We start from the raw sequence: 26,489 nt of genomic DNA, 5'->3' as shown, positions 1-26,489 counted from the left end.
TTACTGCAGCACCACCAGGAGGTCGCCGGCGTCCACCTGCTGGGTCACCGGGATCGCGAGTCGGCCGACGGTGCCCGACACGGGCGCCGTGATGGCCGCTTCCATCTTCATCGCCTCGATGCTCGCCACCGGCGTACCGGCCTCGACGACGTCACCGACGGCGACCTTGAGCGTCACCACGCCGGAGAACGGCGCGGCCACGTGCTTGGGGTCGGACGCGTCGGCCTTCTCGGCCGCCTTCGTCTCGACCTCGACCGAACGGTCGCGGACGGCGACCGGGCGGAGCTGCCCGTTCATCGTCGCCATGACCGTGCGGATGCCCTTGGCGTCCACCTCGCCGATCGCCTCGAGCCCGACGAACAGGTCGACGCCCTTCCCGAGCGGAACGCTGTGCTCCTGTCCGGGGCGCAACCCGTACAGGTAGTCGACGGTCGGCACGACGGACAGGTCGCCGTACTGCTCCCGCACGCGCTGGAACTGCTGCGTCGGCTGCGGGAAGAGCAGGCGGTTGAGGGCCTGCTGGCGCGCGGGTCCGGGGGTCTCGAGGTGCGCACGCTCGTCCGCGGGCACGGGGGTGATCTCGAGTCGGACCTCGCGACCGGCCAAGACCTTGGAGCGGAACGGCTCGGGCCAGCCGCCGGGCAGGTCGCCCAGCTCGCCAGCCATGAACCCGACCACGGAGTCCGGGATGTCGTACTTGTCGGGGTTCTGCTCGAAGTCGACCGGGTCGGCACCGACCGCGGCGAGCTGCAACGCGAGGTCACCGACGACCTTCGACGACGGCGTGACCTTGGTCGGGCGCCCGAGGATCCGGTTCGCCTCGGCGTACCAGTCCTCGACCTGCTCGAACCGGTCGCCGAGCCCGAGGGCGATCGCCTGCTGCCGGAGGTTCGACAGTTGGCCGCCGGGGATCTCGTGCTTGTAGACACGCCCGGTCGGACCGGCGAGCCCGGACTCGAACGGGGCGTACACGCGACGGACCGATTCCCAGTACGGCTCGAGGTCACCGACGGCGTCGAGGGACAGACCGGTGTCGCGCTCGGTGTGGGCCAGTGCGGCGACCAGGGCGGACATGCTCGGCTGGCTGGTCGTGCCGGCCATGGGTGCTGCGGCCACGTCGACGGCGTCGGCCCCGGCGCGCGAGGCGGCGAGCAGGGTCGCGAGCTGGCCGCCGGCGGTGTCGTGGGTGTGCACGTGCACGGGCTGGTCGAAGCGCTCGCGCAGGGCGGTGACGAGCTTCTCGGCTGCACCGGCACGGAGGAGCCCGGCCATGTCCTTGATGCCGATGACGTGCGCGCCGGCCTCGACCATCTGCTCCGCCAAGCGGAGGTAGTAGTCGAGCGTGTAGAGCTCCTCGGCGGGGTCGAGGAGGTCGGCGGTGTAGCAGAGCGCCGCCTCGGCGACGGCCGTACCGGTCGCGAGCACCGCCTCCAGGGCTGGACGCAGCTGGCTGACGTCGTTCAGCGCGTCGAACACGCGGAAGACGTCGACGCCGGACCGAGCCGCCTCGTCGACGAAGGCGTCGGTGACCTCGGTCGGGTACGGCGTGTACCCGACGGTGTTGCGGCCGCGCAGCAGCATCTGGATCGGGATGTTCGGCATCGCTTCGCGCAGCGAGGACAGGCGCTCCCAGGGGTCTTCACCGAGGAACCGGAGTGCCACGTCGTACGTGGCACCACCCCAGGCCTCGACGCTGAGCAGCTGCGGGGTGAGCCTTGCCACGTGCGGTGCGACGGCGACGAGGTCCTTCGTGCGGACCCGGGTCGCGAGGAGCGACTGGTGGGCGTCCCGCATCGTCGTCTCGGTCACCGCGAGGGCCGTCTGGGCGCGCAGTGCCTTCGACCACTCGGCCGGACCCATCGCCAGCAGGCGGTCGCGCTGCCCCTCGGGCACCGGGGCCGTCAGGTCGGTGGCCGGGAGCTTGTCGGCCGGGTCGGTGATCAGCGGCGACCGCTCACCGTTCGGCTTGTTCACCGTGACGTCGGCGAGCCAGGTGAGCACCTTCGTGCCGCGGTCCTTCGAGACGTGACCGCCGAAGAGCTGCGGGCGTTCCTCGATGAACTTCGTCGAGACGTCGCCGCGGGCGAAGTCCGGGTCCTCGAGCACGGCCTGCAGGAACGGGATGTTCGTGCTGACGCCGCGGATGCGGAACTCGGCGAGGGCACGCTTGGCCCGGGACACCGCCGCCGGGAAGTCCCGGCCGCGGCACGTCATCTTCGCGAGCATGGAGTCGAAGTGCGGGCTGATCTGCGCGCCGGTGGCGACCGTGCCGCCGTCGAGCCGGACGCCGGCGCCGCCGGGGCTGCGGTAGGTGCTGATCCGGCCGGTGTCCGGACGGAAGCCCTGCGTCGGGTCCTCGGTCGTGATGCGGGTCTGCAGCGCGGCGCCGTGCACGGCGACGGTGTCCTGCGACAGGCCGAGGTCGGCGAGGGTCTCCCCCGCCGCGATGCGCATCTGCGACTGCACCAGGTCGACGTCGGTGACCTCTTCGGTGACCGTGTGCTCGACCTGGATGCGCGGGTTCATCTCGATGAAGACGTGCTGCCCCTCGCGCTCGCCCTCGGTGTCGAGCAGGAACTCCACGGTGCCGGCGTTGACGTACCCGATCGACCGGGCGAAGGCCACGGCGTCGCGGTGCAGTGCCTGCGCGACCGCGGGGTCGAGGTTCGGCGCCGGCGCGATCTCGACGACCTTCTGGTTGCGCCGCTGCACCGAGCAGTCCCGCTCGAACAGGTGGATCGTGCCCGCGTCGGTGCCGGTCGCATCGGCGAGGATCTGCACCTCGATGTGGCGCGGACGGATGACGGCCTGCTCGAGGAACATCGTCGGGTCGCCGAACGCACTGTCGGCCTCGCGCATCGCTGCTTCGAGGGCGTCGCGCAGCTCGGGCTTCGTCTCCACGCGGCGCATGCCACGGCCACCACCACCGGCGACGGCCTTGGCGAAGACCGGGAACCCGATCGCGTCGGCGCCGGCGATCAGTTCGTCGATGTCGCGGCTCGCCGGGGTGCTCGCGAGGACCGGGACGCCGGCCGCGATCGCGTGCTCCTTCGCGGTGACCTTGTTGCCGGCCATCTCGAGCACGTGCTCGCCCGGACCGATGAAGGTGATGCCGTTCGCGGCTGCTGCGGCGGCGAGCTCGGGGTTCTCGGACAGGAACCCGTACCCCGGGTAGATCGCGTCGGCCCCCGACTCGCGGGCGACGCGGATGATCTCGGAGACGTCCAGGTACGCCCGGACCGGGTGGCCCCGCTCCCCGATCAGGTAGGCCTCGTCGGCCTTGAGGCGGTGCAGGGAGTTCCGGTCTTCGTACGGGTAGACGGCCACCGTACGGGCCCCCAACTCGTAGGCGGCACGGAACGCGCGGATGGCGATCTCGCCACGGTTCGCAACGAGGATCTTCGTGAACACGACGTCCCTTTCAGCCCGGGTTGAGGTGAGACAACCCTAGTGGCGGTAACGTTGCTCAACGTGCATGTACTCAGCGTGAGCTCCCTCAAGGGTGGTGTCGGCAAGACGACGGTGACGCTCGGCCTGACCTCGGCCGCGTTCGCCAAGGGACTGCGCACGCTGGTGGTGGATCTGGACCCGCAGTCCGACGTCTCCACGGGCCTCGACATCAACCTCGCCGGCCACCTCAACGTCGCCGACGTCCTCGAGAACCCGAAGGAGAAGATCGTCCGTCAGGCGATCGCCCCCTCGGGCTGGACGAAGGGGTCGCAGGGCAAGATCGACGTCATGGTCGGCTCGCCCTCCGCCATCAACTTCGACGGGCCGCACCCGTCGATCCGCGACATCTGGAAGCTCGAAGAGGCCCTGGCCAACGTCGAGCAGGACTACGAACTCGTCCTCATCGACTGTGCGCCGTCACTGAACGCCCTGACGCGCACCGCGTGGGCCGCGTCCGACCGCGTCACCGTCGTCACCGAGCCCGGCCTGTTCTCCGTCGCCGCCGCCGACCGTGCGCTGCGCGCCATCGAGGAGATCCGCCGCGGACTCTCCCCGCGCCTGCAGCCCCTCGGCATCATCGTGAACCGTGCCCGGGTGCAGTCCCTCGAGCACCAGTTCCGCATCAAGGAACTCCGCGACATGTTCGGCCCGCTCGTGCTCTCCCCGCAGCTACCGGAGCGCACGTCGCTGCAGCAGGCGCAGGGTGCCGCGAAGCCGCTGCACGTCTGGCCCGGCGAGTCCGCGCAGGAGATGGCGAAGAACTTCGACCAGCTGCTCGAGCGCATCATGCGCACCGGCAAGATCGGTCCGTACGCCGAGGGTGGCGCCGCGTAGGTCGGTGCTCGTGCGGTCGCGGCGCGGTCGCGGTCGCGTGACGTGCCGCTCACGTCCGCCGAGTGGTCACCACCTGTCGGCCGACAGCGTCGCAGCCGACGGTTCGTGACCACTCGACGACACGCACACGGCAGTTCGGGACCAAGCGCAGACCGCCGGGAGGCCGACCCGGGCTCCGGCAGACACGCCCGGCCCCGGCTCGCCGCGCGGTCACAACACACCGCTCACGTCCGCCGAGCGGTCACCAACTGTCGCCCGGCAGCGTCGCAGCCGACAGCTCGTGACCACTCGGCGAGGCACACACGACGGTTCGCGACCACGCGCACACCGCCGGGAGGCTCGCCCCGGCCCCGGTAGACACGCCCGGCCCCGGCTCGCCGCGCGGTCACAACACACCGCTCACGGCCGCCGACCGGTCACCAACTGTCGCCCGGCAGCGTCGCAGGCGACAGCTCGTGACTACTCGGCGACGCGCTCACGACGGTGCGCGACCACGCGCAAACCGCCGGGAGGCACGCCCCGGTCCCGGTAGACACGCCCGGCCCCGGCTCGCCGCGCGGTCACAACACACCGCTCACGTCCGCCGAGCGGCCAACAACTGTCAGTTGGGAGCGCCGCAAGCGACGGTTCGTGACCACTCGGCGACGCGCACACGGCGATTCGCGACCGTTGGACCCGAACCCGAACCCGAACCCGAACCCGAGCCCGAACCCGGGCCCGAACCCGAACGCGAAAGGTCAGGAAGCGCGGGAAGCGCGACGAGCGGCGAGCTCGTCCGAGGGGTCGGCCGCAGCGGTGGCGTCGAGCTCGACCAGGGAGCTCTCGACCTCGCGCAGGACCTTGCCGACCGCGATGCCGAAGACACCCTGGCCGCGTGACACGAGGTCGATGACCTCGTCGTCGGAGGTACACAGGTACACCGAGGCGCCGTCGGACATCAGCGTGGTCTGCGCCAGGTCGGACACGCCGGACTCACGGAGCTGGTTGACCGCGGTGCGGATCTGCTGCAGCGAGATGCCGGTGTCGAGGAGGCGCTTCACGAGCTTGAGCACGAGGATGTCGCGGAACCCGTACAGGCGCTGCGACCCGGAGCCGGCGGCCCCGCGGATCGTCGGCTGCACGAGTTCGGTGCGGGCCCAGTAGTCGAGCTGTCGGTACGAGATGCCGGCCGCCCGTGCGGCGACGGTGCCGCGGTAGCCGTTCTGCTCGTCGTGCTCGGGCAGACCATCGGTGAAGAGCAGCCCGAGGTCGTACCGGGTCACATCAGACTCGGTGCCAGGGGTGTCGTTCCCACTCATGAGCTTGCCTTCCACGACGATCGAGCTCCCACCCGAAGCTTCAACGACGGGTTGAGAGTTGTTCCGAGGTCCACGGTAGCGACTCCGACCGCTCCCGCGCGGGACATCCGACCCGGCGCGTCCGGCGTGTCGAGGATACGCCTCGGCCACTGACACACAAGCCCCGTCGGAGCACCGGACGGTGTCATGCGTCGAGACGACCGATGGCCTGGCGGATGAGGTTCGACCGGATGATCTCGAGGTGCCCGGCGATCTCACGCGCGAGTTCGGTGGCCTTGGCCCGCGAGGTGGCGTCGCCCCGGCGGGAGACCGGCATGAGGGCGGACTCGATGAGACCGACCTCGCGCTCGGCGGTGCTGCGCAGCGTGCGGAGGTGTCGCGGTTCGATACCCGTGCGCTGCAGTTCGACCAGGGCCTTCAGCACGGAGACGCCGTCGTCGCCGTAGGTGTCGGTGGCTGGGAGCAGCGAAGCCGAGACCGCGTCGGCGAGGAGCATCGGGGAGGCTCCGGCTGCCCGGACCGTCTCGTCGCGGGTGTACCGACGCTCGCGTCCGAGGATCGACGGCTTCGGCGCGTCGCCTCCGCCGGGCAACACGGGTTCGCGCCCGGCATCGAGGTCGGCGAGGTACTCCTTGATGACCTTGAGCGGCAGGTAGTGGTCGCGCTGCAGTCCGAGGATCACCCGGAGCCGCTCGAGGTCGGCAGCGGAGAACTTGCGGTACCCACTGGCCGTGCGGATCGGGGTGACGAGCTCGCGCTCTTCGAGGAACCGCAGCTTGGAGCTCGACAGGTCCGGGAACTCGGGCTTGAGGCGAGCGAGGACCTGCCCGATGGTGAGCAGGTCCGGTGCCGCGGACCCCGCCCGGGCCGCAGCGGACCGTGCGGCCACTACGCGTTCGCCAGGCGCGCCAGGTCGACCCGAGATGCGTAGAACGTCAGGCGGAACTTGCCGACCTGGACCTCGGCCCCGTCGGTGAGCAGCGCTTCGTCGATGCGGACACCGTCGAAGTACGTGCCGTTCAGGGAACCGTTGTCCTTGACGCTGAAGCTCGTGCCGTGGCGCAGGAACTGCGCGTGCTTGCGCGACACGGTGACGTCGTCGAGGAAGATGTCGGCGTCGGGGTGCCGACCGGCCGTCGTGACGTCGGAGTCGAGGAGGAACCGCGCACCCACGTTGGGGCCGCGACGGACCACGAGCAACGCCGAGCCGGAGGGCAGGGCGTTGACGGCTTCACGTTCTTCGGTCGAGACACCGGACTCGGCGGTGAGCGCCGCGCCCATGTCCATGCTGAAGGTCAGCGTGGTGTCGACCAGCCGCTGCTCCGGGGTCTTCTGACCGCCCGGCTGCGGGACCACTGGATCTGGCATCGGTGGACCTCCTCCTCTTGGCCCACCAGCGTATCGGAAACGAAGGCCCGAGCGGCAGCCCCGATCTGGGACTGTGGAGGGACTTCCGCGATCCGCGAACGCACGAGCCGCGTCAGAGACCCGTGGAACCCGAAATCATCGACTCGTGCGACCCGTCGTCACCGGCCCCGCGCGAGCAACCAGAGCAGGTACGGCGCCCCCACGACGCCCGTCACGACCCCCACCGGCAGCGCGTTGCCGGGGATCACGAACTGGGCGAGCAGGTCGCTGCCGAGCGTGATCGCGGCACCGACGGCTGCGGCCGGCGCGAGTGCGACCCGTCCACCGCCGACCAGGCGTCTGGCGATCGGCGCGGCCATCAGCGCCACGAACGAGACCGGCCCGGCCGTGGCGACGGCTGCGGCGGTCAGGCACACGGCGGTGAGGAGCAGGAGCACCTTCGCCCGGTCCGGCCGGAGTCCGAGCGCGGCGGCGACCTCGTCCCCGAGGCTCAGCACCTGGAGGCGTGCGGACTGCAGCAGTGCGAGCACGCCGAGCACGACGAATGCGACGCCGAGCACCCCGACCAGGTCGCGGTCGACGGCGTTCAGGCTGCCGGAGAGCCAGAGCAGCGCGGTGCCGGCCTGGGTGACGGTGCCGCTCGTGAGCATCCAGCCGGTGATGCTCAGGCAGATCGCCGCGACGCCGATCCCGACGAGGATCACCCGGTTGCCGGTGATCCCCCGTCGCCAGGCGAGCCCGGCGATGACGATCGAGACCACCACGGCGCCGACGAGCACGACCGAGAAGAGCGTGCCACCGCTGGCACCGAACAGCACGATGGCGGTGAGTCCCGCGGCACTGGCCCCCGAGGTGATCCCGATGACGTCGGGGCTCGCGATCGGGTTCCGCACGACGCTCTGCACGATCGCGCCCGCGACGCCGAGACTGGCCCCGACGAGGACGGCACCGAGCACCCGCGGCCCGCGGAGCTGCCCGATGACGAAGTCCGAGATCCGGTCCCCCTGGCCGAACAGGGCGGCGAGCACCTGGCCCGGGGTGAGCGGGATCGAACCGGCGCCGAGCCCGACCAGGACGAGCACCACGACGACCACGAGCACGGCGACGAGCACCGCGACCTCACGACGCAGGCCGGCCGAGCGGCGCAGACCGCCGGACCGCGGGCGGCCGGAGCCGAACAACTGCCTCACAGTCCCCGCACCACCCTCGACCGCACGAGCGCGATGAACACCGGCGCCCCGATGAGCGCCGTGACGATGCCGACCTGCAGCTCCCCCGGGTACGCCACGACGCGGCCGATGACGTCGGCGACGAGCAGCAGTGCGGGGGCGACGATCGCCGACAGCAGGATGGTCCAGCGGTGGTCGGGGCCGCTCAGCCGACGGACGGCGTGCGGCACGGCGAGCCCGACGAAGGCGATCGGCCCGGCGGCGGCCACCGCGGACCCGGCCAGCAGCACCGCGACCAGACCGCCGACGGCGCGGACGAGCACGACCCGCTGCCCGAGCGACGCCGCGAGTTCATCCCCGAGCGCGAGGGTGTTGAGCGACCGACCGAGGCCGAACGCGATCGCCAGCCCGACGAGCACCGGCGCCGTGATGATCCCCGCCGTGCCGAGGTCCTTGCCCGCGAGGGCACCGACCTGCCAGAACCGCAGCTGGTCGAGCAGGCTCTGGTCGGTCACGAGGACCGCGGTGGTGACCGACGACAGCGCTGCGGCGACCACGGCTCCGGCGAGGGCGAGTCCGACGGGTGAGAGGCCGCGACGGGCGACGGTCGCGATCCCGTACACGAGCAGTGCGGCGAGGGCTGCCCCGACGAACGCGAACGGCAGGTAGGCCGCCGTGCCGCTCACGCCGAAGAGCGCGATCCCGGCCACCACGGCCAGGGTCGCTCCGGAGTTGATGCCGAGGACGCTCGGGTCGGCGAGCGGGTTGCGCGTCACGCCCTGCATGACCGCCCCGGCCACCCCGAGCGCGGCCCCGGCGAGCAGTCCGACGACGGTGCGGGGCACGCGGTTGCCGAGCACGATGAGCCCGACCTCGTCGCTCCGACCGGGGTGCATCACCGTGTCGAGGACGGTGCCGAGCGGGATCGGCCGCGAGCCGTACGCGATCGACAGCGCACACGCCACGGCGAGGACGACGACCGCCAGCACGGTCGCACCGACGAGTCGGGGGACGGAGCTGGGAGCCGGGGGCGTGGACGTCGACGGAGGCATGGAAGTAAGGCCACCCTAACGCCGGAGCCCCACTCGGCGTCCCCCGAGCAAGCCCGGAGCGTGCGCAGGGTTCGTTCATAGGCTCGTCATGGGGAAGCGCTCTGTACTGGTCTCCATCGACGCCCGACCGGGTTGTCGAGGGACGACCGGAGAGCACCGATGAACGAGACCCCGAACCCCGCAGCCGCCGACCACGACGAGAACGGCACCCCCGCCGCGCAGCAGCAGGCTCCCGGGATGCACTGGGAGGCGCCGCACGCCGACCCGGCCTCCCTGCGCCCGGCGTACGCGTTCGACGGCTCCGGTCCCTACCTCTACGGCCCCGACGGCTCCGGTCCCTACGCCTACACGCCGGACGGCCGCGGCCCCTACCTGATCGGCAGCCCGGCCCTCGCCGGCGCGAACCACGCCTGGGCGTACTCAGCGGCGACCGCGAACCACCCCGGTACGACGAAGCGACCGCGTCGGCTCGGGCTGGTGATCGGCTCCGGCATCGCCGCGCTCGCCATCGTCGGTGCGGCCGGTGGTACCGCCCTCGGCCTGTCCTCGCAGGGGACGACCACGACGTCGAGCCAGTCGCAGGGCACCACCACGCTGCCCGGCACCGGATCCGGCACCGACGGCACCGGCGGCACGGGCAGCAGCGACGGCACGAACGGCTTCACGGTGCCCGGCGACGGCACCGGGAGCGGCAGCGACACCGGCACCGGCACGACCCAGTCCCCCGCCACGGCGGCGACGGCCGCCGACAAGAAGGGCGTCGTGACCATCAACACAGTCCTGAACTACGACGAGTCGTCGCAGGCGGCCGGCACCGGCATGGTCCTGACCTCCGACGGCACGATCCTGACGAACAACCACGTGATCCAGGGTGCGACGAGCATCACCGTCACCGACGAGACCACCGGCAAGGAGTACAAGGCCGACGTGGTCGGGGCGGACGCCACCAACGACGTCGCCGTGCTGAAGCTCGAGAACGCCTCCGGGCTGTCCACGGTCACGCTCGACGACGACGGTGAGCCGAGCACCGGCGACACCGTCAAGGACGTCGGGAACGCCGAGGGCACCGGCAACCTCGTCGCCGCCGAGGGCACCGTCACCGCGACCGACCAGGACATCCAGGTGCAGAGCGAGTCCGGCACCGGCACCGAGTCCCTGACCGGGCTGATCGAGATCTCGGCGGACATCGTCTCCGGTGACTCCGGCGGGCCGGTGCTGGACAGCGAGGGCGAGGTCGTCGGCATGGCCACGGCAGCGTCCTCGGGCACGGCCGACGTCACCGGCTACGCCATCCCGATCACCACCGCGAAGACGATCGCCGAGAAGATCCTCGCCGGGGAGTCGTCGAGCACGATCACCATCGGGCTGCCCGCGTTCCTCGGGGTCCAGGTCAGCAACACCACCGGCACCACGGGCGGCGTCACCGTCGCCGGCACGGTCGAGGGCTCCGGCGCCGCGAGCGCCGGCCTGACCGCCGGGGACACCATCACGAGCGTCGACGGCACCGCCGTGACGAGCTCGGACCAGCTGACCAAGGTCGTCCAGTCGCACTCCGTGGGCGACAAGGTGAGTGTCCGCTACACCGACAGCACCGGCGCCGCGAAGACGGTCACGATCACCCTGACCGCCGGCCCCGCCGCGTAGCGGGAGAACCCAGGCGCGCTCAGCCCAGCAGCGCCCGCACCACCGACCGGTAGACGTTGGCCGGGGAGTCCGTCCGGAAGGCGGTCTCCCCGGCCTTCGTCGTGCCCACGCGCGCGAAACCGTGCCCCTCGGCCCGCACGATCGTGATCGGCTTCGGCTTGCCCGGCCGACGCAGGTACGAGACGGTCCACGGCGCAGCCCAGAACCGCGCGAGGCGCGGGTCCGCCTCGACGAGGGCCTCCGGCAGGTCCGGTGCGTCCGGACCGCCGGCCAGCTTGCGGCCGAGCAGGTGCCCTGGGAGCGACCCCGTGCGGAACGGGAAGGTCCACGTCGGACCGATGCCGAGCCTCCCGGCCAGCAGCGCGACGGCGCGGTCGGGCGTGACGGACGCGACCACGGCGCCCGCCGCGTCGGTCCCGTCGACGACGGTCTGCGACCAGGCCTGGAGGCGCGACTCGCCACCGTCGGGCAGGTGCTGTTCCAGCGTGACCGGCTGGGCATCGCCCTGCCAGGGTTCGAGGAGGGTCTGGGTCGACTCCGGCAGCGTGCCGAGCCGGCCGACGAGGCCCGCCTCGATGAGTTCGCGGCCCGCCGCGGTGCGGAGGAGCGTGGGGTTCCACCGGCGTCCGGCGAGGCTCTGCAGGGTGCCGATCGCGTCCGTGCTGAGCCGGGGGCCCTCGAGCGGTGTCGTCGGGGCGGGGGCCGGCAGGGGTTCGAGGTCGCGCTCGGGGCGGACCGGGACCGTCTCGGTGGCGCGGACGCTCTCGAGGACGGCGAGCACGAGGTCGTCGGTCTCGAGCAGCCGGGCGAGCGGGCGTTCGATCGTCAGGTCGACGCGGTGCCGGCCGGTGACGAAGAGCAGGTGGGTGCCGGCGACGTCGCCGTGTTCGTCGGGCCGGACGTACTCGACCAGCCGGGCCGGGGCGCCGGCGGTGGTCCACGGGTCGCAGCCGACGAGCAGCAGGCCCTCGACCGAGCCGGGCAGCCGCGCGAGCAGACCGGTGTTCTCGTCGCCGATCGCGCGGTCGCTGGGTCGGGATCGAACGGTGAGGACGACGTCGTCGCCGGTGACGCGCAGGTCCGCCTGGGCTGTGTCCTCGCGGCGCCAGGAGTCCGGGCGGCGGAGGGTGAGGCGGGCGGTGCGGTCCTCGGTGCCGAGCGGGACGGGGACTGCCATGGGATGAGCGTATGTCGGGAGCGGGGCGCGGGGGTGTGCGGCTCGCCGGGCTGGCTCGCACGGTGCGAGGTGCTGGGCGAGTGGTGCGAGGTGCTGGGCTCGCACCGTGCGAGGTGCTGGGCGAGCGGTGCGAGGTTCCGTCTTCCGTGCGACCGCTCGTGGGTCGCACGGAAGACGGAACCTCGCACCAGACGCGCCGAGCGCGTCAGCGCCGAGCAGGCCGCGCGGGCGGGGGCGGCGGGACGGGCTTCGCGGCGACGACGTCGGCGAGCCGGACCTCGACCGGGCCGCGGCGGGTCGCGATCGTCACGGCGGCGGGCGTCCGGGCGACCAGGTCGCCGAGGGCGTCCTGCGCACCCTCCCCGTGGTGCGCCCGGACCACCAGGCGGTCCCCGATCGCGGCGTCGTGCAGCACCCCGAGCGCACGGGCCCGGGCGATCGCCGCCTGTTCGTCCGCATGCACCGCCCCAGGGTACGGGCCGCCTAGAGTGTCGGCATGGAGAAGGCCCGGGTCGACAGCTGGATCTGGGCCGTCCGGATCACCAAGACCCGGTCGGCCGCAACTGCCGCGTGCAAGGCCGGGCACGTCCGGGTGAACGGGGAGCGGGCGAAGCCAGCGCAGCCGATCGGCCCCGGTGACGAGGTGCGGGTGCGCCAGAACGGCTTCGACCGCATCGTCGTGGTGACCGGCATCATCCTGAAGCGGACGAGCGCCCCCGAGGCCGCGAAGCACTTCGAGGACAAGACCCCGCCGCGGCTGTCGAAGGAAGAGGCCGGGTTCGTCCCGATGCGCGACCGCGGGGCCGGACGGCCGAGCAAGCGGGAGCGCCGCGACCTCGAGAAGCTCCGCGGCTACTGACGCTTCGGCTCGCCGTACGGGTCGATGACGACTTCGAACTCCGTCTCGCCGTCAAACTCGACGGTGACCGGCTGCCCGGTCCAGCGGGCCTCGAGGTGACCGTCGTCGTCCTCGTCGGAACCGCACAGGGCCGAACCGCTCGGCACCCGCTCGATCGCCACCCGTCCGGCACGGCCGACCGCGTACAGCTCGACCACCCGTCCACGGATCGACTGCGTCCGCGCCGAGTCGTGTCGGACCTCGCCGAACCGCCGTGCTCCGTCCGCGGAGACGACCCAGTACTCCACGACGTCGCCGATCTCCACGGCCGGGCCACAGCACTCGTGCTCCCAGCCGCCGATCTCGATCACGACGTGCGACGCGGACATCAGACGAAGCGGACGGTCTGCTGCAGGCGGTCGCGGATCTCGAACACGTCGACGGAGCCGGCCGGCGACCAGACGCCGCCCAGCACCTGGGCGAGCGCACTGCGACGGACGACGAGCGCGGTGGGCTTCTTCGGGGAGCCCACGAGCTGCACGTCCTCGGTGACGGCGGCGTCCGGCACGACGAGCAGCCGCCCGGAGAACCGAACCCGGGTCTGCTTCTGCACGGCGCGGGCGGCGCGGACGAGTTCCTTGACAGGTCGCTCCCCCGGTGCGAGCGTCTCGCCGACGATCTCGCCGTGCTCGACGCGGACCGGAGCGCCCCAGTCGATGGACTCGACGGCCCAGAGTCCGCTCGGGGTCAGGACGGCGTGGTCGAGCTTGCCCTCGGCCCCGGCGTCGAGGTCGTGCCACACCGTGACGCCGATCCCCATGTCGGAGACGATCAGGGCGGTCGCCTCTTCGGCCAGGGCTTCGGCGAGCAGCCGTCGGATGTGCCGGGGTGCGGAGCGGATGAGCGTGGGGTCGTAGGGGTCCTCGACGGGGTCGCCGAGGCCGACCCACTCGCGCTCGGCCTGCAGGAAGACCTCGCGCGATCGACCACCGGGGTGTCCGTGGGACCGTGCCCGGGGGCGGGTGTCGCGACGCGCTGCCGGGGGTGCGTAGGCGTCGCGACCGGTGTCACCCCTGCCGCTCGAGCCGGGAGCACCGAAGGAAGCCGATGCTCGGGACCCGATGTCGTACGCGCGCCGGGCTTCCGGCGTGCCGATGCGCTCCCATGCGAGCTGGACCTGGCGGAAGCGCTGGGCGTCGCCGCCGAGGTCGGGGTGCGTCTCGCGGGCCGCCCGCCGGTAGGCGCGGCGGAGCGCGTCGTCGTCAGCCGTCGCGGGGACGCCGAGGACTTCGTAGGGGGTGGCGTCGGCCGGGCTGTCCGTCATGGCCCTGCGACATTACCGGAGGCAGTGTCGGAGTCCGCCGCATGGTTGCTGGGTACGGTCTGGGCCCACGCCGCCGGTTCCGCACCGACGCGCCAGCGGCGGGGCGGCCGTGCCGGTGGGGAGAGGGGCGGTGCAGTCTCGGACCGTCGGCACACGGTCCGCAGGTGGTCGCGTCAGACCACCGTGGTCACGACCGGCGCTCCGAGGAACGCCGCGTACCGCGCGGCCGCAGCATCGAGTGCACGGACGGACGATGCGTCGAGGGTGCCGAAGGGTGTGACGGTGACGAGGTGCTCGGCCCGGCGCTCGGTGCGCTTCCAGGTGCCGACGACGCGACCCCGGACGACGGCCATCGGCAGGAACACGCCGTTGGCCCCGGGGACGACCCGGTCGGCGTGGGCGGGGTCGAGCTGCGCAGACCGGTCGGCGTACCCGAGCAGGTACTCGTCGAAGCCGGGGAGCAGGTGCCCGGTGGGGACGCGCGCGGCTGCCGGCCGGTCGGCGAGGGCGAGGAGCCCGTCGCCGAGGTCTTCGACCGCGTCCCCCGCCACGGCTCGGGCCCGGCGGAGGTCACCGAGCGGCAGTTTCGTCCAGCTCGCGGCGTCGGCCTCGGTCGCGGGGCCACGGCCACGCAGGTACCCGAGCAGGACCCGGCGGAGGGCTTCGTCGCGGTCCGGCGGGTCAGCGGTGGCGGGTGCCCACTCGTCGAGCAGCACGAGCCCCTGCCCGACGCGGGCGGTGGGGCCCCAGGCGACGAGGCGTTCCTGCGCGAGCTGCAGGACCAGGTGGTAGCCGCGACCTCCGGCCGGGTCGATGCCGGCAGCGCGGTACGCGGCGAACAGGTCGTCCCGGACCAGCGCACGGCCGCCCTCGAGGGCCGCGACCGTCGCGTCACGTGCCCGGCCGAGCAGGGCGTCGTCGATGCCGAGCTCGGCGGCGCGTCGGGCGATCGTGCGGAGCGTCCGTTCGGCGGTGAGCGAGAGCAGCAGTCGCAGGTCGTCGGGGCGCAGGGCGTGCAGGGTGCCGCGCATCGGCCACGAGCGGACGAGTTCCCCGCGGTCGAACGCCTCGCGGACGTCGTCCCGCGTCGCTCCGGGAGCGCGGACCCCGATGGCCCAGAGCACTTGACCGAGGTCCTGCCCCTGCACCGCCAGCATCCGCTCGACGACCTCGGTGGGGCCCAGCCCGGGCGCCGCGATGCCCTGCGCCGCGAACCGCGCCGTGCGGAGCCGCGCGGGGCTGGTGGTCACGCGACGGCGGCGGTGACGGCGTCGGCGTGCTGCTCCAGGTAGGCGACGTCGGCGCGGTACAGGTCGGCGTGACCGTGCTGCAGGTCGCTGACGAACTTCGGGTTGCCGGCGGCGGCCTCGTGCTCGATCGTCGTGACGAGGGCGACGAGGGACGCGATCATCGTCTCGGCCAGGACGCTGCGGGAGCGGTCGTCGAGGGCGTAGGCGCGGCAGAACTCAGCGGCCCGTGCGAGCCGCTCGTCGAGGTCGGGGGCGGTCGATCCCTCGACGGCGCCGGTGGTGAACGGCGCGAACCGGTAGACCGCACTCGCGACGTCCCAGACGCGGGGCCCGGGGTGCGCGGTGTCGAAGTCGATCAGGCCGACGGCGGCGATGCCGTCGTAGACGCAGTTGTACGGGGCGAAGTCACCGTGCACGATCGTCTCGACCGGGGCACGGTCGGCCTGGGACCAGAGGTCGTCGGTGGCGCTGCGCGGGAAGCTGGCGGCGGCGTCGTGGAACTGGCGGAGCAGGCGGGCGCTGGTGACGAGGGCTGCTTCGCTGGCGATGTCCTCGGTCCAGGGGTACTCCCCCGCGACGCCCGGGACGAACGAGACCGTCTCGAGGGTGTCACCGAGGGCGATCGGTTCGGGGGCTGCGACGAACCCCTGCTCGTGCAGGTGGGCGAGCAGCCGGTGCACCGTGGGGGTCCACGGCCCGGCGGGGCGGTGGACTCGGTCGTCGGCCCTGGTGATGCGCTCCAAGGGGAACCTCCTGCGTGTTGCGTCTCCGTTGACGGAGGGCCAGCGTACCGGCAGCGACCGACGGCCGCTCCGCGACCATCCGGAACACGGCGGTCCGAGTGTCGGCTACAGCTGGTCGCGCAACCAGGACGGCCCGTGGACGACCGCGCCGAGGGCCTCGACGCGGTCGCGGAGCTCGCGGTCGGCCGTCACGACGACGACCGGCCCGTCGCCGGCCTGCACCGCGGCCCGCGCGGACTCGACGATCGCGTCGTCGCCGGAGGCCGGAGCACGGACGACGTCGACAGCACCGGTGGCGGCGCCGTCCGCAGCGGCCCGGGCCTCCCCCTCGAGCACCACGGTCCACCGCGGCCACCACCGCGCGAACGGCAGGTCGAGCAACGACGCGGACACCCCGCCCGCGGCGAGCGCCGACACCTGTGCGAGCAGGCGTGACGCGGCGCCGGCTCGGTCCTTCCACCAGCCGTCGGGCACGCTGCCGACGACGTTCGCCGCATCGACGACGACGTGCGGCGTGGTCGAGACCGTGGCGCGGAGCGCCGGCCACGACCTGCCGAAGCCGGGGTGCAGGGGCAGGTCGTCGACCTGGTCGATCGGGATCCACGACAGGGCGAGGCTCTCGCGGTCGGCGATGACGGGTTCGAAGGGTCGGGAGGCGCGCCCCACGACGGTCGTGTAGGTCCAGAATCCCAGGTCGAGCAGTGCCGTGTGGCGCAGGGCGATCGCGTCGTCGGGCAAACCGGCTTCCTCGGCGGATTCGCGGAGGGCGGCGGTCACGGCTGCTTCGCCCTGGTGCCGTGCGCCGCCGGGGATGCCCCAGGTGCCGCCGTGGTGGCTCCACTCGACGCGGTGCTGCAGGAGCACGCGGCCGGCGCCGTCGTCGACGAGCAGGCCGGCGGCGCCGAAGCGTCCCCACGCCTTGGTGCCGTCGGGGCCGACCGCCCAGGCGTCGCCGGGGTCGCGGGGGCCGGGTGGGGGCCCGGGGGGCGTTGCATCTGGCACGGTCCAACCCTGGCACACGGTGCCCGGAGCGGGCCTCGAAGTGGTCACCGGGCGTCGTGTACGGTGTCGCTCGAGACACGGGGTGCCGCATCCAGCGGCTGAGATCACACCCGTCGAACCTGCTCGAGTTCGTACTCGCGAAGGGATCGTCCATGGAGACCGCTGCGCCCTCCCCTGCCTGGGCCCACCGAACCGCCGAACTGCTCGAGGCCGTGCGTGCCCGGGCCCCGCTGGTGCAGTGCATCACGAACACCGTCGTGCAGAACGTCACTGCGAACGTGCTGCTGGCACTCGGGGCCTCGCCCGCGATGGTCGACGTGGCGACCGAGGCGGGGCCGTTCGCCCGCGTCGCGGATGCTCTGCTGGTGAACACCGGCACCCCGCACGCCGAACCGCGGGTCGCCGCGCTCGAGGCCGTGCACGCGGCCCGTGACGCGGGCACCCCGTGGGTCATGGACCCGGTGGCCGTCGGTTCGCTGCCGGTGCGGACCGCCTTGGCGCGTGACCTGCTCGCGCTGCGCCCGACGGTGCTGCGGGGCAACGCGTCCGAGGTACTCGCCCTGCTCGGCGACTCGGCCGGTGGCCGCGGGGTCGACAGCACCGTGGGCACGGAGGACGCCCGGGTCGCGTCCGTCGCTGCTTCGGACGGGAGGCTCGTGGCCGCGGTGGCCGTGTCGGGTGCGGTCGATCTGCTGGTCGCGCCCGGCATCGGTGTGGTCCGGGTCGCGAACGGGACCGACCTGCTGACGCGGATCACCGGTGGCGGGTGCGCGCTCGGCGCGGTCGTCGCCGCGTTCACGTCGGTCGCGCCGGAGGACGCGGGGGCCGCTGCCGTCGCCGCCACCGCGGTGCACACGATCGCCGCCGAGCTCGCGGCACGGGAGGCCGGCGGGCCGGGGACCTTCCAGCCGCTGTTCCTCGACCGGCTGGCGTCGCTGACCCCGGAGGACGTCGTCCGCGAGGCCCGGATCACCCTCGAGGCCGCTCCTGCGGTCGACGCCCGGGCGGTGTCGGCGTGAGCGGGCTGCAGTCTGCGGGGTTCGGCGTCTACCTGGTGACCGACGGTGCCCTGGCCGACCGGCACGGCATCGGGGTGCTCGGGGTCGTCCGCGCCGCCGTGCACGCCGGGGTCCGGATCGTGCAGGTGCGGGACAAGGACGCCTCGGCGCGTGACCTGCTCGCCCTGACCGCCGCGGTCGCCGACGCCGTCGGGGACCGCGCGAGGGTGGTGGTCGACGACCGGCTCGACGTCGTCCTCGCCGCACGGCACGCGGGACACCGGGTCGCGGGCGTGCACCTCGGCCAGTCCGACGTCCCCGTCACGGCCGCCCGTGCCCTGCTCGGAGCGGACGCCCACGTGGGCCTCACGGCGAACACGTTCGCGCACCTGGCTGCCGTCGAACGACTCCCCCGCGGCACCGTGGACCTGCTCGGCGTCGGGGTCGTGCACCCCACGGCGACGAAGGCCGACCACCCGCCGGCCCTCGGCCACGACGGGTTCGCCCGGTTGGCCGCCGCCACCGACCTGCCGTGCGTGGCGATCGGCGGTGTGACCCTCGACGACGTCGTGCCGCTCCGGGCAGCCGGTGCCGCAGGGGTCGCGATCGTGTCGGGCATCTGCGCCGCGGCCGACCCCGGGTCCGCCGCGGCGGCGTACGTTGCCGCGTGGGGCCCTGGACCCGGCCACGCGGTGGAGGCGGGGCGGCCCGCAGAAGGTGCACCGGTCCTCCCGGCCTCCACCTCCACGCGCCGCGGGGCGGACGCATGAGCGTCCCACGGGTGCTGAGCATCGCCGGGACCGACCCGACGGGCGGGGCCGGGATGCAGGCGGACCTCAAGGCGATCGCCGCGCACGACGGGTACGGGATGGGGGTCGTGGCGGCGCTCGTCGCGCAGAACACGCACGGGGTGCGGTCGGTGCACGTGCCGGACGTCGGGTTCCTGCGGGAGCAGCTCGACGCGGTGTCGGACGACGTCGTGGTCGACGCGGTGAAGATCGGGATGCTCGGCACCGCCGACGTCGTGCGGACCGTGACGGACTGGCTGCGGGAGCACCGGCCGCCCGTGGTCGTCGTGGACCCGGTGATGGTGGCGACGAGCGGGGACCGGCTGCTCGACGAGGACGCGGCGTCGGCCATGGGGGCGCTGTTCGCGCTCGCCGACCTGGTGACGCCGAACCGGGCCGAGCTCGTGGTGCTGGCGGAGCTGGCGGAGTCTGGTGCGGCTGGTTCCGGTTCGTCTGCATCGTCGTCGGCTTCGTCGCTGGATGCCGCGCGTGCGGTGGCGGCGCGGTGGGACGTCCTGGTGCTGGCGAAGGGCGGCCACGACGAGGGACCGACCTCCGACGACGTGCTCGTGGCACCGGACGGCACCGTGCGGGTGTTCACCGGCCCCAGGGTCGCGACGACGAACACGCACGGCACCGGGTGCTCGCTCTCCAGCGCGATCGCGACGCTCGCCGCACGGCACGGCGACTGGGAGCTCGCGGTCGGGGTGGCGAAGGAGTGGCTGACGGCGGCGCTCCGCGGGGCCGACGCCCTGACGGTCGGGAGCGGCAACGGCCCGGTCGACCACGGGGCGCAGGCGCGGGCGGCCCTGCCGGCGCTGTCGTACACGGACGTGTGGTGGGCGGATGCGGCATCGATGCTGCAGGAGACGATCGACTGCGCGTTCCTGGTGGCGCTCCGGGACGGGACGCTCGAGCCGGAGGTGTTCGCGGGCTACCTGGCGCAGGACGTCCACTACCTGCGGGCGTACGAGCGGCACCTGGCGGCGCTCGGGGTCGGTGCGCCAGGTGCCGGTTCGGATGCGGGTGCTGCCGCTGCTGCTGCGTTCTGGGCGGCTGCTGCGCAGGGGTGTGCCGACGAGGCCCGCGACCTGCACCACCGTCGGCTGGCCGGTTCGCACGCCGACGATCCCGTGCACCCCACGTGCGCCGGGTACCTCGCACACCTGCAGCAGGCGGCGGACTCCGGCTCCGCGGCGGTCCTCGCAGCCGCGGTGCTGCCCTGCTTCCGGGTCTACGCCTGGGTCGGGTCGCAGCTCGGGGTAGCTCCGGACGGGCACGCTTTCGCCGACTGGATCACGGCGTATGGGGACCCGGGGTTCGCGGCGTCGAGTGCCGAGGCGACCCGGCTCGTCGAGGAGCTGGCCCGTGCCGCGACGCCCGACGAGCGAGGGCGGATGGCGCGGGCGTTCCGGCGTTCGACGGAGTGGGAGCTCGCGTTCTTCCGGATGCCGACGGAGGCACGCGACCGGGGCGAGCGGGCAACCGGGGCTAGCGGGCGACCGGCGGCAGCCGCACCAGTTCGACGGACAGCTCGGCGCCGGTGACCGTGCCGCGCATCCACGTGTGGTCGGGCTGGCGACGGCGGTCGGTCGGCGAACCAGGGTTCAGCAGGCGCATCCCCGACGGCGCCACGGTGTCCCACGGGATGTGCGAGTGACCGAAGACGAGCACGTCGGTGTCCGGGTACTCGGCGTCCATCCGCCGCTCCCGACCGGTCGACGCCCCGGTCTCGTGCACCAGGGCGAAGCGCAGGTCCTCGACGCCGAACCGAGCGACGAGCGGCAGCCGGTCGTCGAACTCCGGGCCGTCGTTGTTTCCCCGCACCCCCGCGAAGCGGCTGGACCGCGCCTGCACGGCGTCGAGGGTGGCGAGGTCGACCCAGTCCCCCGCGTGCACCACGAGGTCGGCCGCGTCGACGTCGGCCCACAGCCCGGGCGGCAGGTCCCTCGCGCGCTTCGGCAGGTGCGTGTCGGACAGCAGGACGAACGACGTCGTCACGACTCGGTGGGTGCCGGCATCGGGAGCCCGGCCTCGTCCGAGGCGCCGAGGCGCTCCAGCAGCCCGGCGAGCAGCGCGATGTCGTCGTCCGACCAGTCGGCGAGCCGTTCGTCGAGCGCGTCCCGGTGCAGCTGCACCGACCGCTCGAGCGCTGCGCGGCCGGCGTCGGTCGCCTCGAGCGGCTTCGCGTTGCCGCTGCCGCCGTCGGTGGTCCGCACCAGCCCGGTCGCGAGGAGCCCGGACAGCTGCCGCGAGATCGTCGAACGGTTCAGCCGCAGGTAGCGGGCGATGTCGATGGCCATGCAGCCCGGGTGCTGCACGACAAAGTCGACGAGGGACTGGTCGACGACGCTCAACACCTGGTCCGAGCCCCGGGCACGGATGCTCGCCCGACGGGTGATGCGGGCGAGCTCGGTGTACGCCCGGCTGATGTCGCTGTTGCGGACCCTCGAACTCGGGTGGTCCATGGTGGCTCCAGCCTGTCTGTGCCGGCGCCGGCCGGCGGTCTTCTCGTCCGGTCACACTACCGGCGGGCCGGCGGAGAGTGGGGTCAGTGACCGGAGGCCGCGGCCTGCAGCGCGGGGATGTCGAGCTTGACCATCTGCATCATGGCCTCGAACACGCGGGCGTTGGCCTCCGGGTCGCCCGATCCGCTCATCAGCTCTCCCAGCATCGACGGGGTCACCTGCCACGCCAGACCCCAGCGGTCGGTCAACCACCCGCACGCCATCGGGCTCCCGCCGTCGGCGAGCAGGGCGTCCCACAGCCGGTCGAGCTCGTCCTGGGTGTCCACGTCGATCTGGAACGAGACCGCGTCGGTGTGCGGGTGCCCGGGGCCGCCGTTCATCGCGCGGTACGGAGCACCGAGCAACGTGAACTCCACGACGAGGGCACGGCCGTCGGGCATCCGGCTGACGCTGTTGACGCGACTGTCGGGGAACAGTCCGACGTAGTACTCGGCGGCCTGTTCGGCCTGGTCGTCGTACCAGAGGAACGGGGTGATGGTGGGCACGGGAGCCCCTTCGTTCGGTGCTCAGTCCGCGGCGCTGCGGCTGAGCAGGTCGGCTTTCTCGGGGTGTTCGTCGAACCACTTGCCGACGAACCAGCACATCGGCACGATGCGCTTCGTGGTCGACGACTCGACGTCGGCGACGGCGTACTCGACGAGTTGCGCCGCGTAGCCGTGGCCGCGGTGCTTCGGGACCGTGTAGGTGTGCGGGAACGCCACCGCGTCACCGTTCACCCGGTAGTCGAGCACGCTCACGAGCTCGCCACCGACGTACATCGCGTAGCGGTCCTGGTCGGTCTCGTCGCGGAACTCGTGGTCCATGCCGCCATCATGCTCCCGGCGGGGCGTCCGTGTCCCCGGGGAATGCACGACGGCGGGCAGCGTTGCAGGGACACCATGACAACCATCGGAATCATCGGCGCCGGCAACATCGGATCCCAGCTCGCACGACTCGCGGTACGGAACGGCCACCAGGTCGTCATCGCGAACTCCCGCGGCCCGGAGACCCTGACCGACCTGGTCACGGAACTCGGCGACGGCGCACGCGCAGCGACCCGCGACGAGGCAGCCGCAGCGGGCGAGCTCGTCGTCGTGACGGTGCCGCTCGCCGCGATCGAGACGATCCCCGTCGAGCCCCTCGTCGGCAAGGTCGTCATCGACACGAACAACTACTACTGGGAGCGCGACGGCCACATCGCCGCCCTCGACGACCAGTCCACGACCACCGCCGAGCTGCTGCAGGACCACCTGCCCGGCGCCCGTGTCGTGAAGGCGTTCAACCACATCGGCGCCGACGACCTGACCGGCCACGCGACGCCGGCCGGCACCCCGGACCGTCGTGCCCTCGTCATCGCCGGCGACGACGACTCCGCCAAGCAGACCGTCGCCGAGCTCATCGACGCGTTCGGCTTCGACGTCGTCGACGCCGGGCCGCTCGCCGAGGGCTGGCGCATCCAGCGGGACACCCCCGGCTACGGCCCGCGGATGACCGCCGCCGAGCTGCGCGAAGCCCTGGCCGCCGCGACGCGCTAGTCCTCGGCTCCGCGCAGCCCGCCGCGCCACGCCGCCGTTTTGCGCTGAGCGACACCTCACGGGCTCCGCACCCCGTGACCTGTCGCTCAGCGCGAAACGGGCCGGCGCGAAACGACCCGGCGCGAAACGGCGCGAAGCGCCCGCTCAGGCCCGGTCGAAGATCGTCGTCATGTCGGCGATGTCGTCCTCGGTCGGCGTCCACGTCGTGCCGGCCTCGACGTTCTGCGTGATCTGCTCCGGCTTCGTCGCCCCCGCGATGACGCTCGACAGCCCCGGCTGCGCCAGGAGCCACGCGAACGTCGCCTGCAGCATCGTCACACCCCGGTGGTCGCAGAACCGCTGGTAGTCGTCGAGAACGTCCCACGGGGCGTCCTCGAGCACCTGCGGCTTCGAGGTCGTCAGCCGTCCGTCGGCCGGGCCACCCGCCTTCGTGTACTTGCCGGTGAGCAGTCCGTTGTACAGCGGGAAGAACGGCAGGAACCCGAGCGCGTACGCCCGCACCGCCGGCAGGACCTCGTCCTCGGCACCGCGGGCGAGCGGGCTGTACTCGTTCTGTGCGGACACGAACGCGGTGGTGCCGGCGATCGACGCCGTGAGCTCGGCCTCGGCGATCTGCCACCCCGCGAAGTTCGAGTGGCCGACGTAGCGGATCTTGCCCTCGCGGACCAGGTCGTCGAGGACCGACAGGGTCTCCTCGATCGGCGTCACGTCGTCGGGCCGGTGCATCTGGTACAGGTCGATCCAGTCCGTGCCGAGGCGGCGCAGCGACGACTCGACCGCGAGCCGCACGTACCGACGGGATCCGCGGACGCCCCAGTCCGGGCCGTTCGCGCCCTGCATGTCCATGCCGAACTTCGTCGCGAGGACGATCTCGTCGCGCCGGCCGCGGATCGAGCGACCGAGCATCTCCTCGGACATGCCCGGCACGCCGCCGTAGATGTCGGCGGTGTCGAAGAGCGTCACCCCGGCGTCCAGGGCCGCAGCGACGACGGCGTCGGTGCCCTCCTGCGTCTCGGACGCGGTTCCCCGCCGCCCGAAGTTGTTGCAGCCGAGGCCGACGGTGGAGACGACGAGCCCCGAGGGGCCCAGGGGACGGTGTTCGATTCCGGTCATCACCCGAACGTACCGGCGACCCCGAACTGGGGCTGCGATCCACACAGCGGTTGCCGCTACAACTGAGCATGGATCAGTCGACGGAAGGAGCGCCGCAGTGGCAGCGCATCGCATGCCCGAATCGGACCGGCCCCGTCGGCCCGTCCCGGCCTGGGTGACCGCGCCGCCCGTCGACGAGGTCGCGCCCGAGCGGGTCGCCGCCGCCGGTCACGTGAACGCCTCCGGCCGGGAGGCCCGCCCCACCCCCGCCTCGTCACGCGCCGCCCACGCGGCGCCGGTCCCACCGACCACGGTCGCCCCCGCCGGGAACGCGCCCGCCGCGCACGCGCTCGCACCGACCGACGAGCCCGTGTCGATCGCCGCCCTGGTCGAGGCCGACGCCCCCGTGCCGGACTTCCCGCCGCAGCAGGAACTGCTGCCCCCGGCCCCGACGTCGCCGAACGTGCACACCGTGCCGTTCGAGACCCCCGCGGTGCCGCCGTCGTCGGTCGTCCCCGCGTCCGGGCTCGTGGTGCCGGTCTCCCCGGTCGCCGCCGCACCCACCTCGGCGGACGCCGCACCGCTCACCACCCCGTCGCCGGAGGCCGCCCCGGCACCGCCGACCGCTGCGCCCGCGGTGCCCGTCGCCGGACAGCCGCGGTTCTCGGTGCCCGGCCTGGAACACGTGGTCGTCGAGGGCACCGAACCCGAGCCCGTCGGCCCGATCGGCTACCGGACGCCCCGACGCTTCGCCCACCAGCAGGCAGCCGCACGGTCGGCCGCACCGGCGCCCGCACCCGCACCCGCACGATCCTTCGACGCCGTCCTGCACGCGGCGCCGGCCTCCGCCGCTCCGGGCAGCCCCGCCGTCGTGACCCCGAACGTCGACGCGACCACGGCCGTGGTCGCACCCACCCCGGTGCCGCAGGGTGCTCGCGGGGGCGAGGCGGGCCTCCCGACCGAACTGCTCGACCAGCCCGTGGCAGCAGCCGCCGTGCCGGAGCCGCGCCGTGCGCTCGGCGCGACCGCCGGTGCGGTGCTCGGCGCCGTCGCCGGGATCGCGACGATCGGTCTGGCGGCCTGGTGGTTCACCGCTCCCGCGACCGTGCACGGTGTCGGCGTGGTGCTCGGACTGCTCGCGCTGGTGCTCTCGATCGTGACGCTGCGCGACCGGACGGCCACGTGGCAGCGGCCGGTCGCGGTGCTCGGCGCCGTGCTCGGTGGTGTCGGTACGGTCGTGCTGCTGTGGGCCGTCGCGGCGGCGCTGCTGCCGCTCGCGGGGGTGACGCTGCCGGACGTCACCGGCACCGGCACGACCCCGACGCTCGCTCCGTAGCGCCGCGCGGCCCGCGAGCGCTCGGACGCCGGCGTCTCGGCAGGACGCCGCGTCGACGTCGAGACGCCCCCGAAAGTCGAGGCGTCTCGGCGGCTCGGCGGCGGCGGGACAACACGACGGCGTCTCGTCGCGTTCACCATCCCGGAACACGACGGCGTCTCGGCGCCGATGCGCGCGCTCAGACGGCGCGGACGACCCCGCGGGACAGGATCGCGTTCGTCAGCGCGTCGATCGGCTCCCGCTGCACCGTCGGGTTGGCGATGAGGACGTAGTCCACCGCCGGCAGGTCCGGCAACCCGAGCCGCTGCGACACCTTCACCAGGTCGGCCGGGATCAGCGAGTGCGGGAACACCGCGACGCCGATGCCCGCGCGCACCGCGGCGAGCACCCCGTTGACATCGCGGGTGTTGCAGGTGATCCGCCAGGTGCGGCCGGCGGCCTCGAGGGCGTCGATCGCCATCTGCCGGCTGATGCTCGGCGCCTGGTACGCGATGAGCGGGACGGGTTCGCCGGGTTCCAGGGCGATGCCGTCCTGCGCCATCCACACCATCTGGTCGGTGGCGACCCGGGTTCCCTCGGCGGACTCCCCCGCCGTCTGCTTGATGAACACCAGGTCGAGCTGGCCGGCGTGCACCCGGCGGAGCAGCGGTGACGACTGGTTCACCGTGAGCTCGAGGTTCACCTGCGGGTGCAGTCGTCGGAAGTCCCGCAGGATCCGCGGCAGCTGCGTGATGGCGAGGTCGTCCGCCGCCCCGAACCGCAGCCGTCCGCGGGTGGCTGCGCCCGAGAAGTAGGCGTCGGCGGTGGCGTGCGCGGCGAGGATCGTCCGCGCGAACCCGGCCATCGCGTCTCCGTTGTCGGTCAGGGCGACGCCGCGGGTGTCCCGGGCGACCAGAGTGCGCGCCACCGCGGTCTCCAGGCGCCGGACGTGCTGGGACACCGTCGGCTGGCTGATGCCGAGCCGGGTGCCGGCCTGCGTGAAGCTGCCGGTCTCCGCCACGGCCAGGAACGTCTGCAACAGGACCGGATCGAGCACGGGGCACCTCGTTCGTTCGCGCGGCGTTCGCGCGGTCGTTCGCGCGGT

Annotated in this window: 27 protein-coding genes and 1 riboswitch; of the genes, 8 read left to right on the top strand and 19 right to left on the bottom strand. The window is 73.1% G+C overall.

The window, feature by feature from the left end; genetic code table 11:
• Entirely contained in the window at positions 1–3,411 is a 3,411-nt protein-coding gene (locus BR70_RS0105430; RefSeq protein WP_027465233.1) for a pyruvate carboxylase, read from the bottom strand.
• A gap of 60 nt (positions 3,412–3,471) precedes the next feature.
• Here BR70_RS0105430 and BR70_RS0105425 point away from each other — a divergent pair, with 60 nt between their 5' ends.
• Complete coding sequence (locus BR70_RS0105425) at positions 3,472–4,284, top strand: ParA family protein (protein WP_027465232.1); 813 nt, start codon at positions 3,472–3,474, stop codon at positions 4,282–4,284.
• 737 nt (positions 4,285–5,021) lie between these two features.
• On the opposite strand, the gene BR70_RS0105420 is transcribed toward BR70_RS0105425, so the two are convergent.
• The 5 genes from BR70_RS0105420 to BR70_RS0105400 form a co-directional block, all read right to left on the bottom strand.
• Positions 5,022–5,582, bottom strand: a complete 561-nt coding sequence (locus tag BR70_RS0105420) for a MerR family transcriptional regulator (protein ID WP_027465231.1) — start codon at positions 5,580–5,582, stop codon at positions 5,022–5,024.
• A gap of 184 nt (positions 5,583–5,766) precedes the next feature.
• Positions 5,767–6,471: a transcriptional regulator FtsR gene (gene ftsR / locus BR70_RS0105415; RefSeq protein ID WP_027465230.1), complete on the bottom strand. Its 705-nt coding sequence runs from the start codon at positions 6,469–6,471 to the stop codon at positions 5,767–5,769.
• On the bottom strand, positions 6,471–6,950 hold the full coding sequence (locus BR70_RS0105410; protein WP_051596676.1) for an FHA domain-containing protein: 480 nt from the start codon (positions 6,948–6,950) through the stop codon (positions 6,471–6,473). The genes ftsR and BR70_RS0105410 overlap by 1 nt, the downstream gene beginning before the upstream one ends.
• A gap of 158 nt (positions 6,951–7,108) precedes the next feature.
• Positions 7,109–8,140: a FecCD family ABC transporter permease gene (locus BR70_RS0105405; RefSeq protein ID WP_231495652.1), complete on the bottom strand. Its 1,032-nt coding sequence runs from the start codon at positions 8,138–8,140 to the stop codon at positions 7,109–7,111.
• The gene (locus BR70_RS0105400; protein ID WP_027465227.1) at positions 8,137–9,171 is read right to left on the bottom strand and encodes a FecCD family ABC transporter permease; all 1,035 of its coding nucleotides are present in this window, start codon (positions 9,169–9,171) and stop codon (positions 8,137–8,139) included. The genes BR70_RS0105405 and BR70_RS0105400 overlap by 4 nt, the downstream gene beginning before the upstream one ends.
• Before the next feature lie 159 nt (positions 9,172–9,330).
• Here BR70_RS0105400 and BR70_RS19735 point away from each other — a divergent pair, with 159 nt between their 5' ends.
• Positions 9,331–10,815 (top strand): trypsin-like peptidase domain-containing protein, encoded by a 1,485-nt coding sequence (locus BR70_RS19735; RefSeq protein WP_231495651.1) that lies wholly within the window; start codon positions 9,331–9,333, stop codon positions 10,813–10,815.
• 19 nt (positions 10,816–10,834) lie between these two features.
• Here the strand turns inward: BR70_RS19735 and BR70_RS0105390 are convergent, their stop codons facing one another.
• Positions 10,835–11,992 carry a hypothetical protein gene (locus BR70_RS0105390; protein ID WP_027465226.1) on the bottom strand — a complete coding sequence of 386 codons (1,158 nt, stop codon included), beginning with the start codon at positions 11,990–11,992 and terminating at the stop codon, positions 10,835–10,837.
• A gap of 205 nt (positions 11,993–12,197) precedes the next feature.
• On the bottom strand, positions 12,198–12,455 hold the full coding sequence (locus BR70_RS0105385; RefSeq protein WP_231495650.1) for a hypothetical protein: 258 nt from the start codon (positions 12,453–12,455) through the stop codon (positions 12,198–12,200).
• Positions 12,456–12,488: 33 nt separating this feature from the next.
• Between BR70_RS0105385 and BR70_RS0105380 the strand changes: the two genes are divergently transcribed.
• Positions 12,489–12,851: an RNA-binding S4 domain-containing protein gene (locus tag BR70_RS0105380; RefSeq protein ID WP_027465224.1), complete on the top strand. Its 363-nt coding sequence runs from the start codon at positions 12,489–12,491 to the stop codon at positions 12,849–12,851.
• Here the strand turns inward: BR70_RS0105380 and BR70_RS19730 are convergent.
• The 5 genes from BR70_RS19730 to BR70_RS0105355 form a co-directional block, all read right to left on the bottom strand.
• Positions 12,845–13,219: a hypothetical protein gene (locus BR70_RS19730; protein WP_051596675.1), complete on the bottom strand. Its 375-nt coding sequence runs from the start codon at positions 13,217–13,219 to the stop codon at positions 12,845–12,847. The two genes, BR70_RS0105380 and BR70_RS19730, sit on opposite strands and share 7 nt — an antisense overlap.
• Positions 13,219–14,154, bottom strand: coding sequence for a J domain-containing protein (locus BR70_RS0105370; protein ID WP_027465223.1), 936 nt, complete (start codon positions 14,152–14,154; stop codon positions 13,219–13,221). The genes BR70_RS19730 and BR70_RS0105370 overlap by 1 nt, the downstream gene beginning before the upstream one ends.
• Positions 14,155–14,327: 173 nt before the next feature.
• A complete protein-coding gene (locus tag BR70_RS19725) occupies positions 14,328–15,404 on the bottom strand; it encodes a winged helix DNA-binding domain-containing protein (protein WP_051596674.1) in 1,077 nt (358 codons plus the stop codon).
• Positions 15,401–16,147 carry a phosphotransferase enzyme family protein gene (locus tag BR70_RS0105360; protein WP_027465222.1) on the bottom strand — a complete coding sequence of 249 codons (747 nt, stop codon included), beginning with the start codon at positions 16,145–16,147 and terminating at the stop codon, positions 15,401–15,403. The genes BR70_RS19725 and BR70_RS0105360 overlap by 4 nt, the downstream gene beginning before the upstream one ends.
• A 105-nt stretch (positions 16,148–16,252) precedes the next feature.
• A complete protein-coding gene (locus BR70_RS0105355; RefSeq protein ID WP_027465221.1) occupies positions 16,253–17,149 on the bottom strand; it encodes an NUDIX domain-containing protein in 897 nt (298 codons plus the stop codon).
• Between the two features lie 68 nt (positions 17,150–17,217).
• Positions 17,218–17,313, top strand: a riboswitch (TPP riboswitch).
• Here BR70_RS0105355 and thiM point away from each other — a divergent pair.
• The 3 genes from thiM to thiD all read left to right on the top strand — a co-directional run bounded on the left by thiM (position 17,302) and on the right by thiD (position 20,482).
• The gene (gene thiM / locus BR70_RS0105350; RefSeq protein ID WP_051596673.1) at positions 17,302–18,168 is read left to right on the top strand and encodes a hydroxyethylthiazole kinase; all 867 of its coding nucleotides are present in this window, start codon (positions 17,302–17,304) and stop codon (positions 18,166–18,168) included. (Overlaps the previous riboswitch by 12 nt.)
• Complete coding sequence (locus BR70_RS0105345; protein WP_027465219.1) at positions 18,165–18,917, top strand: thiamine phosphate synthase; 753 nt, start codon at positions 18,165–18,167, stop codon at positions 18,915–18,917. Before thiM ends, BR70_RS0105345 begins: the two co-directional genes overlap by 4 nt.
• Positions 18,914–20,482 carry a bifunctional hydroxymethylpyrimidine kinase/phosphomethylpyrimidine kinase gene (gene thiD / locus BR70_RS19720; protein WP_081827264.1) on the top strand — a complete coding sequence of 523 codons (1,569 nt, stop codon included), beginning with the start codon at positions 18,914–18,916 and terminating at the stop codon, positions 20,480–20,482. Before BR70_RS0105345 ends, thiD begins: the two co-directional genes overlap by 4 nt.
• Here thiD and BR70_RS0105335 read toward each other — a convergent pair.
• The 4 genes from BR70_RS0105335 to BR70_RS0105320 all read right to left on the bottom strand — a co-directional run bounded on the left by BR70_RS0105335 (position 20,427) and on the right by BR70_RS0105320 (position 22,266).
• Positions 20,427–20,936, bottom strand: coding sequence for a metallophosphoesterase family protein (locus tag BR70_RS0105335; RefSeq protein WP_027465218.1), 510 nt, complete (start codon positions 20,934–20,936; stop codon positions 20,427–20,429). The two genes, thiD and BR70_RS0105335, sit on opposite strands and share 56 nt — an antisense overlap.
• Positions 20,933–21,403 carry a MarR family winged helix-turn-helix transcriptional regulator gene (locus BR70_RS22170; RefSeq protein WP_051596672.1) on the bottom strand — a complete coding sequence of 157 codons (471 nt, stop codon included), beginning with the start codon at positions 21,401–21,403 and terminating at the stop codon, positions 20,933–20,935. Before BR70_RS22170 ends, BR70_RS0105335 begins: the two co-directional genes overlap by 4 nt.
• A gap of 83 nt (positions 21,404–21,486) precedes the next feature.
• Entirely contained in the window at positions 21,487–21,948 is a 462-nt protein-coding gene (locus BR70_RS0105325; protein ID WP_027465217.1) for a VOC family protein, read from the bottom strand.
• Between the two features lie 21 nt (positions 21,949–21,969).
• On the bottom strand, positions 21,970–22,266 hold the full coding sequence (locus tag BR70_RS0105320; protein ID WP_027465216.1) for a GNAT family N-acetyltransferase: 297 nt from the start codon (positions 22,264–22,266) through the stop codon (positions 21,970–21,972).
• A gap of 75 nt (positions 22,267–22,341) precedes the next feature.
• On the opposite strand from BR70_RS0105320, the gene BR70_RS0105315 reads away from it, so the two are divergent.
• Positions 22,342–22,977 carry an NADPH-dependent F420 reductase gene (locus BR70_RS0105315; RefSeq protein WP_027465215.1) on the top strand — a complete coding sequence of 212 codons (636 nt, stop codon included), beginning with the start codon at positions 22,342–22,344 and terminating at the stop codon, positions 22,975–22,977.
• Between the two features lie 144 nt (positions 22,978–23,121).
• Here the strand turns inward: BR70_RS0105315 and BR70_RS0105310 are convergent, their stop codons facing one another.
• Positions 23,122–24,090: an aldo/keto reductase gene (locus BR70_RS0105310; RefSeq protein ID WP_027465214.1), complete on the bottom strand. Its 969-nt coding sequence runs from the start codon at positions 24,088–24,090 to the stop codon at positions 23,122–23,124.
• A gap of 112 nt (positions 24,091–24,202) precedes the next feature.
• Between BR70_RS0105310 and BR70_RS0105305 the strand changes: the two genes are divergently transcribed.
• The gene (locus BR70_RS0105305; RefSeq protein WP_027465213.1) at positions 24,203–25,405 is read left to right on the top strand and encodes a hypothetical protein; all 1,203 of its coding nucleotides are present in this window, start codon (positions 24,203–24,205) and stop codon (positions 25,403–25,405) included.
• A 178-nt stretch (positions 25,406–25,583) separates the two neighbouring features.
• Here BR70_RS0105305 and BR70_RS0105300 read toward each other — a convergent pair whose 3' ends face one another.
• The gene (locus BR70_RS0105300) at positions 25,584–26,441 is read right to left on the bottom strand and encodes a LysR substrate-binding domain-containing protein (protein WP_017886578.1); all 858 of its coding nucleotides are present in this window, start codon (positions 26,439–26,441) and stop codon (positions 25,584–25,586) included.
• Positions 26,442–26,489: the final 48 nt, after the last annotated feature.

Source organism: Curtobacterium sp. UNCCL17, assembly GCF_000686685.1.
Taxonomy (GTDB): domain Bacteria; phylum Actinomycetota; class Actinomycetes; order Actinomycetales; family Microbacteriaceae; genus Curtobacterium; species Curtobacterium flaccumfaciens.
Note: the sequence above shows the minus strand (reverse complement) of the source record. Positions and strands in the feature narration are given on the sequence as shown.

Bases quoted from the DNA above. Each gene is read 5' to 3' on its own strand.
- BR70_RS0105390 (WP_027465226.1), bottom strand. From the start codon at position 11,992: ATGGCAGTCCCCGTCCCGCTCGGCACCGAGGACCGCACCGCCCGCCTC.
- BR70_RS0105305 (WP_027465213.1), top strand. From the start codon at position 24,203: ATGCCCGAATCGGACCGGCCCCGTCGGCCCGTCCCGGCCTGGGTGACC.
- BR70_RS22170 (WP_051596672.1), bottom strand. From the start codon at position 21,403: ATGGACCACCCGAGTTCGAGGGTCCGCAACAGCGACATCAGCCGGGCG.
- BR70_RS0105315 (WP_027465215.1), top strand. From the start codon at position 22,342: ATGACAACCATCGGAATCATCGGCGCCGGCAACATCGGATCCCAGCTC.
- BR70_RS0105410 (WP_051596676.1), bottom strand. From the start codon at position 6,950: ATGCCAGATCCAGTGGTCCCGCAGCCGGGCGGTCAGAAGACCCCGGAG.
- BR70_RS0105320 (WP_027465216.1), bottom strand. From the start codon at position 22,266: ATGGACCACGAGTTCCGCGACGAGACCGACCAGGACCGCTACGCGATG.
- BR70_RS0105400 (WP_027465227.1), bottom strand. From the start codon at position 9,171: ATGCCTCCGTCGACGTCCACGCCCCCGGCTCCCAGCTCCGTCCCCCGA.
- BR70_RS0105370 (WP_027465223.1), bottom strand. From the start codon at position 14,154: ATGACGGACAGCCCGGCCGACGCCACCCCCTACGAAGTCCTCGGCGTC.
- BR70_RS0105420 (WP_027465231.1), bottom strand. From the start codon at position 5,582: ATGAGTGGGAACGACACCCCTGGCACCGAGTCTGATGTGACCCGGTAC.
- BR70_RS0105380 (WP_027465224.1), top strand. From the start codon at position 12,489: ATGGAGAAGGCCCGGGTCGACAGCTGGATCTGGGCCGTCCGGATCACC.
- thiD (WP_081827264.1), top strand. From the start codon at position 18,914: ATGAGCGTCCCACGGGTGCTGAGCATCGCCGGGACCGACCCGACGGGC.
- thiM (WP_051596673.1), top strand. From the start codon at position 17,302: ATGGAGACCGCTGCGCCCTCCCCTGCCTGGGCCCACCGAACCGCCGAA.
- BR70_RS19735 (WP_231495651.1), top strand. From the start codon at position 9,331: ATGAACGAGACCCCGAACCCCGCAGCCGCCGACCACGACGAGAACGGC.
- BR70_RS0105310 (WP_027465214.1), bottom strand. From the start codon at position 24,090: ATGACCGGAATCGAACACCGTCCCCTGGGCCCCTCGGGGCTCGTCGTC.
- BR70_RS19730 (WP_051596675.1), bottom strand. From the start codon at position 13,219: ATGTCCGCGTCGCACGTCGTGATCGAGATCGGCGGCTGGGAGCACGAG.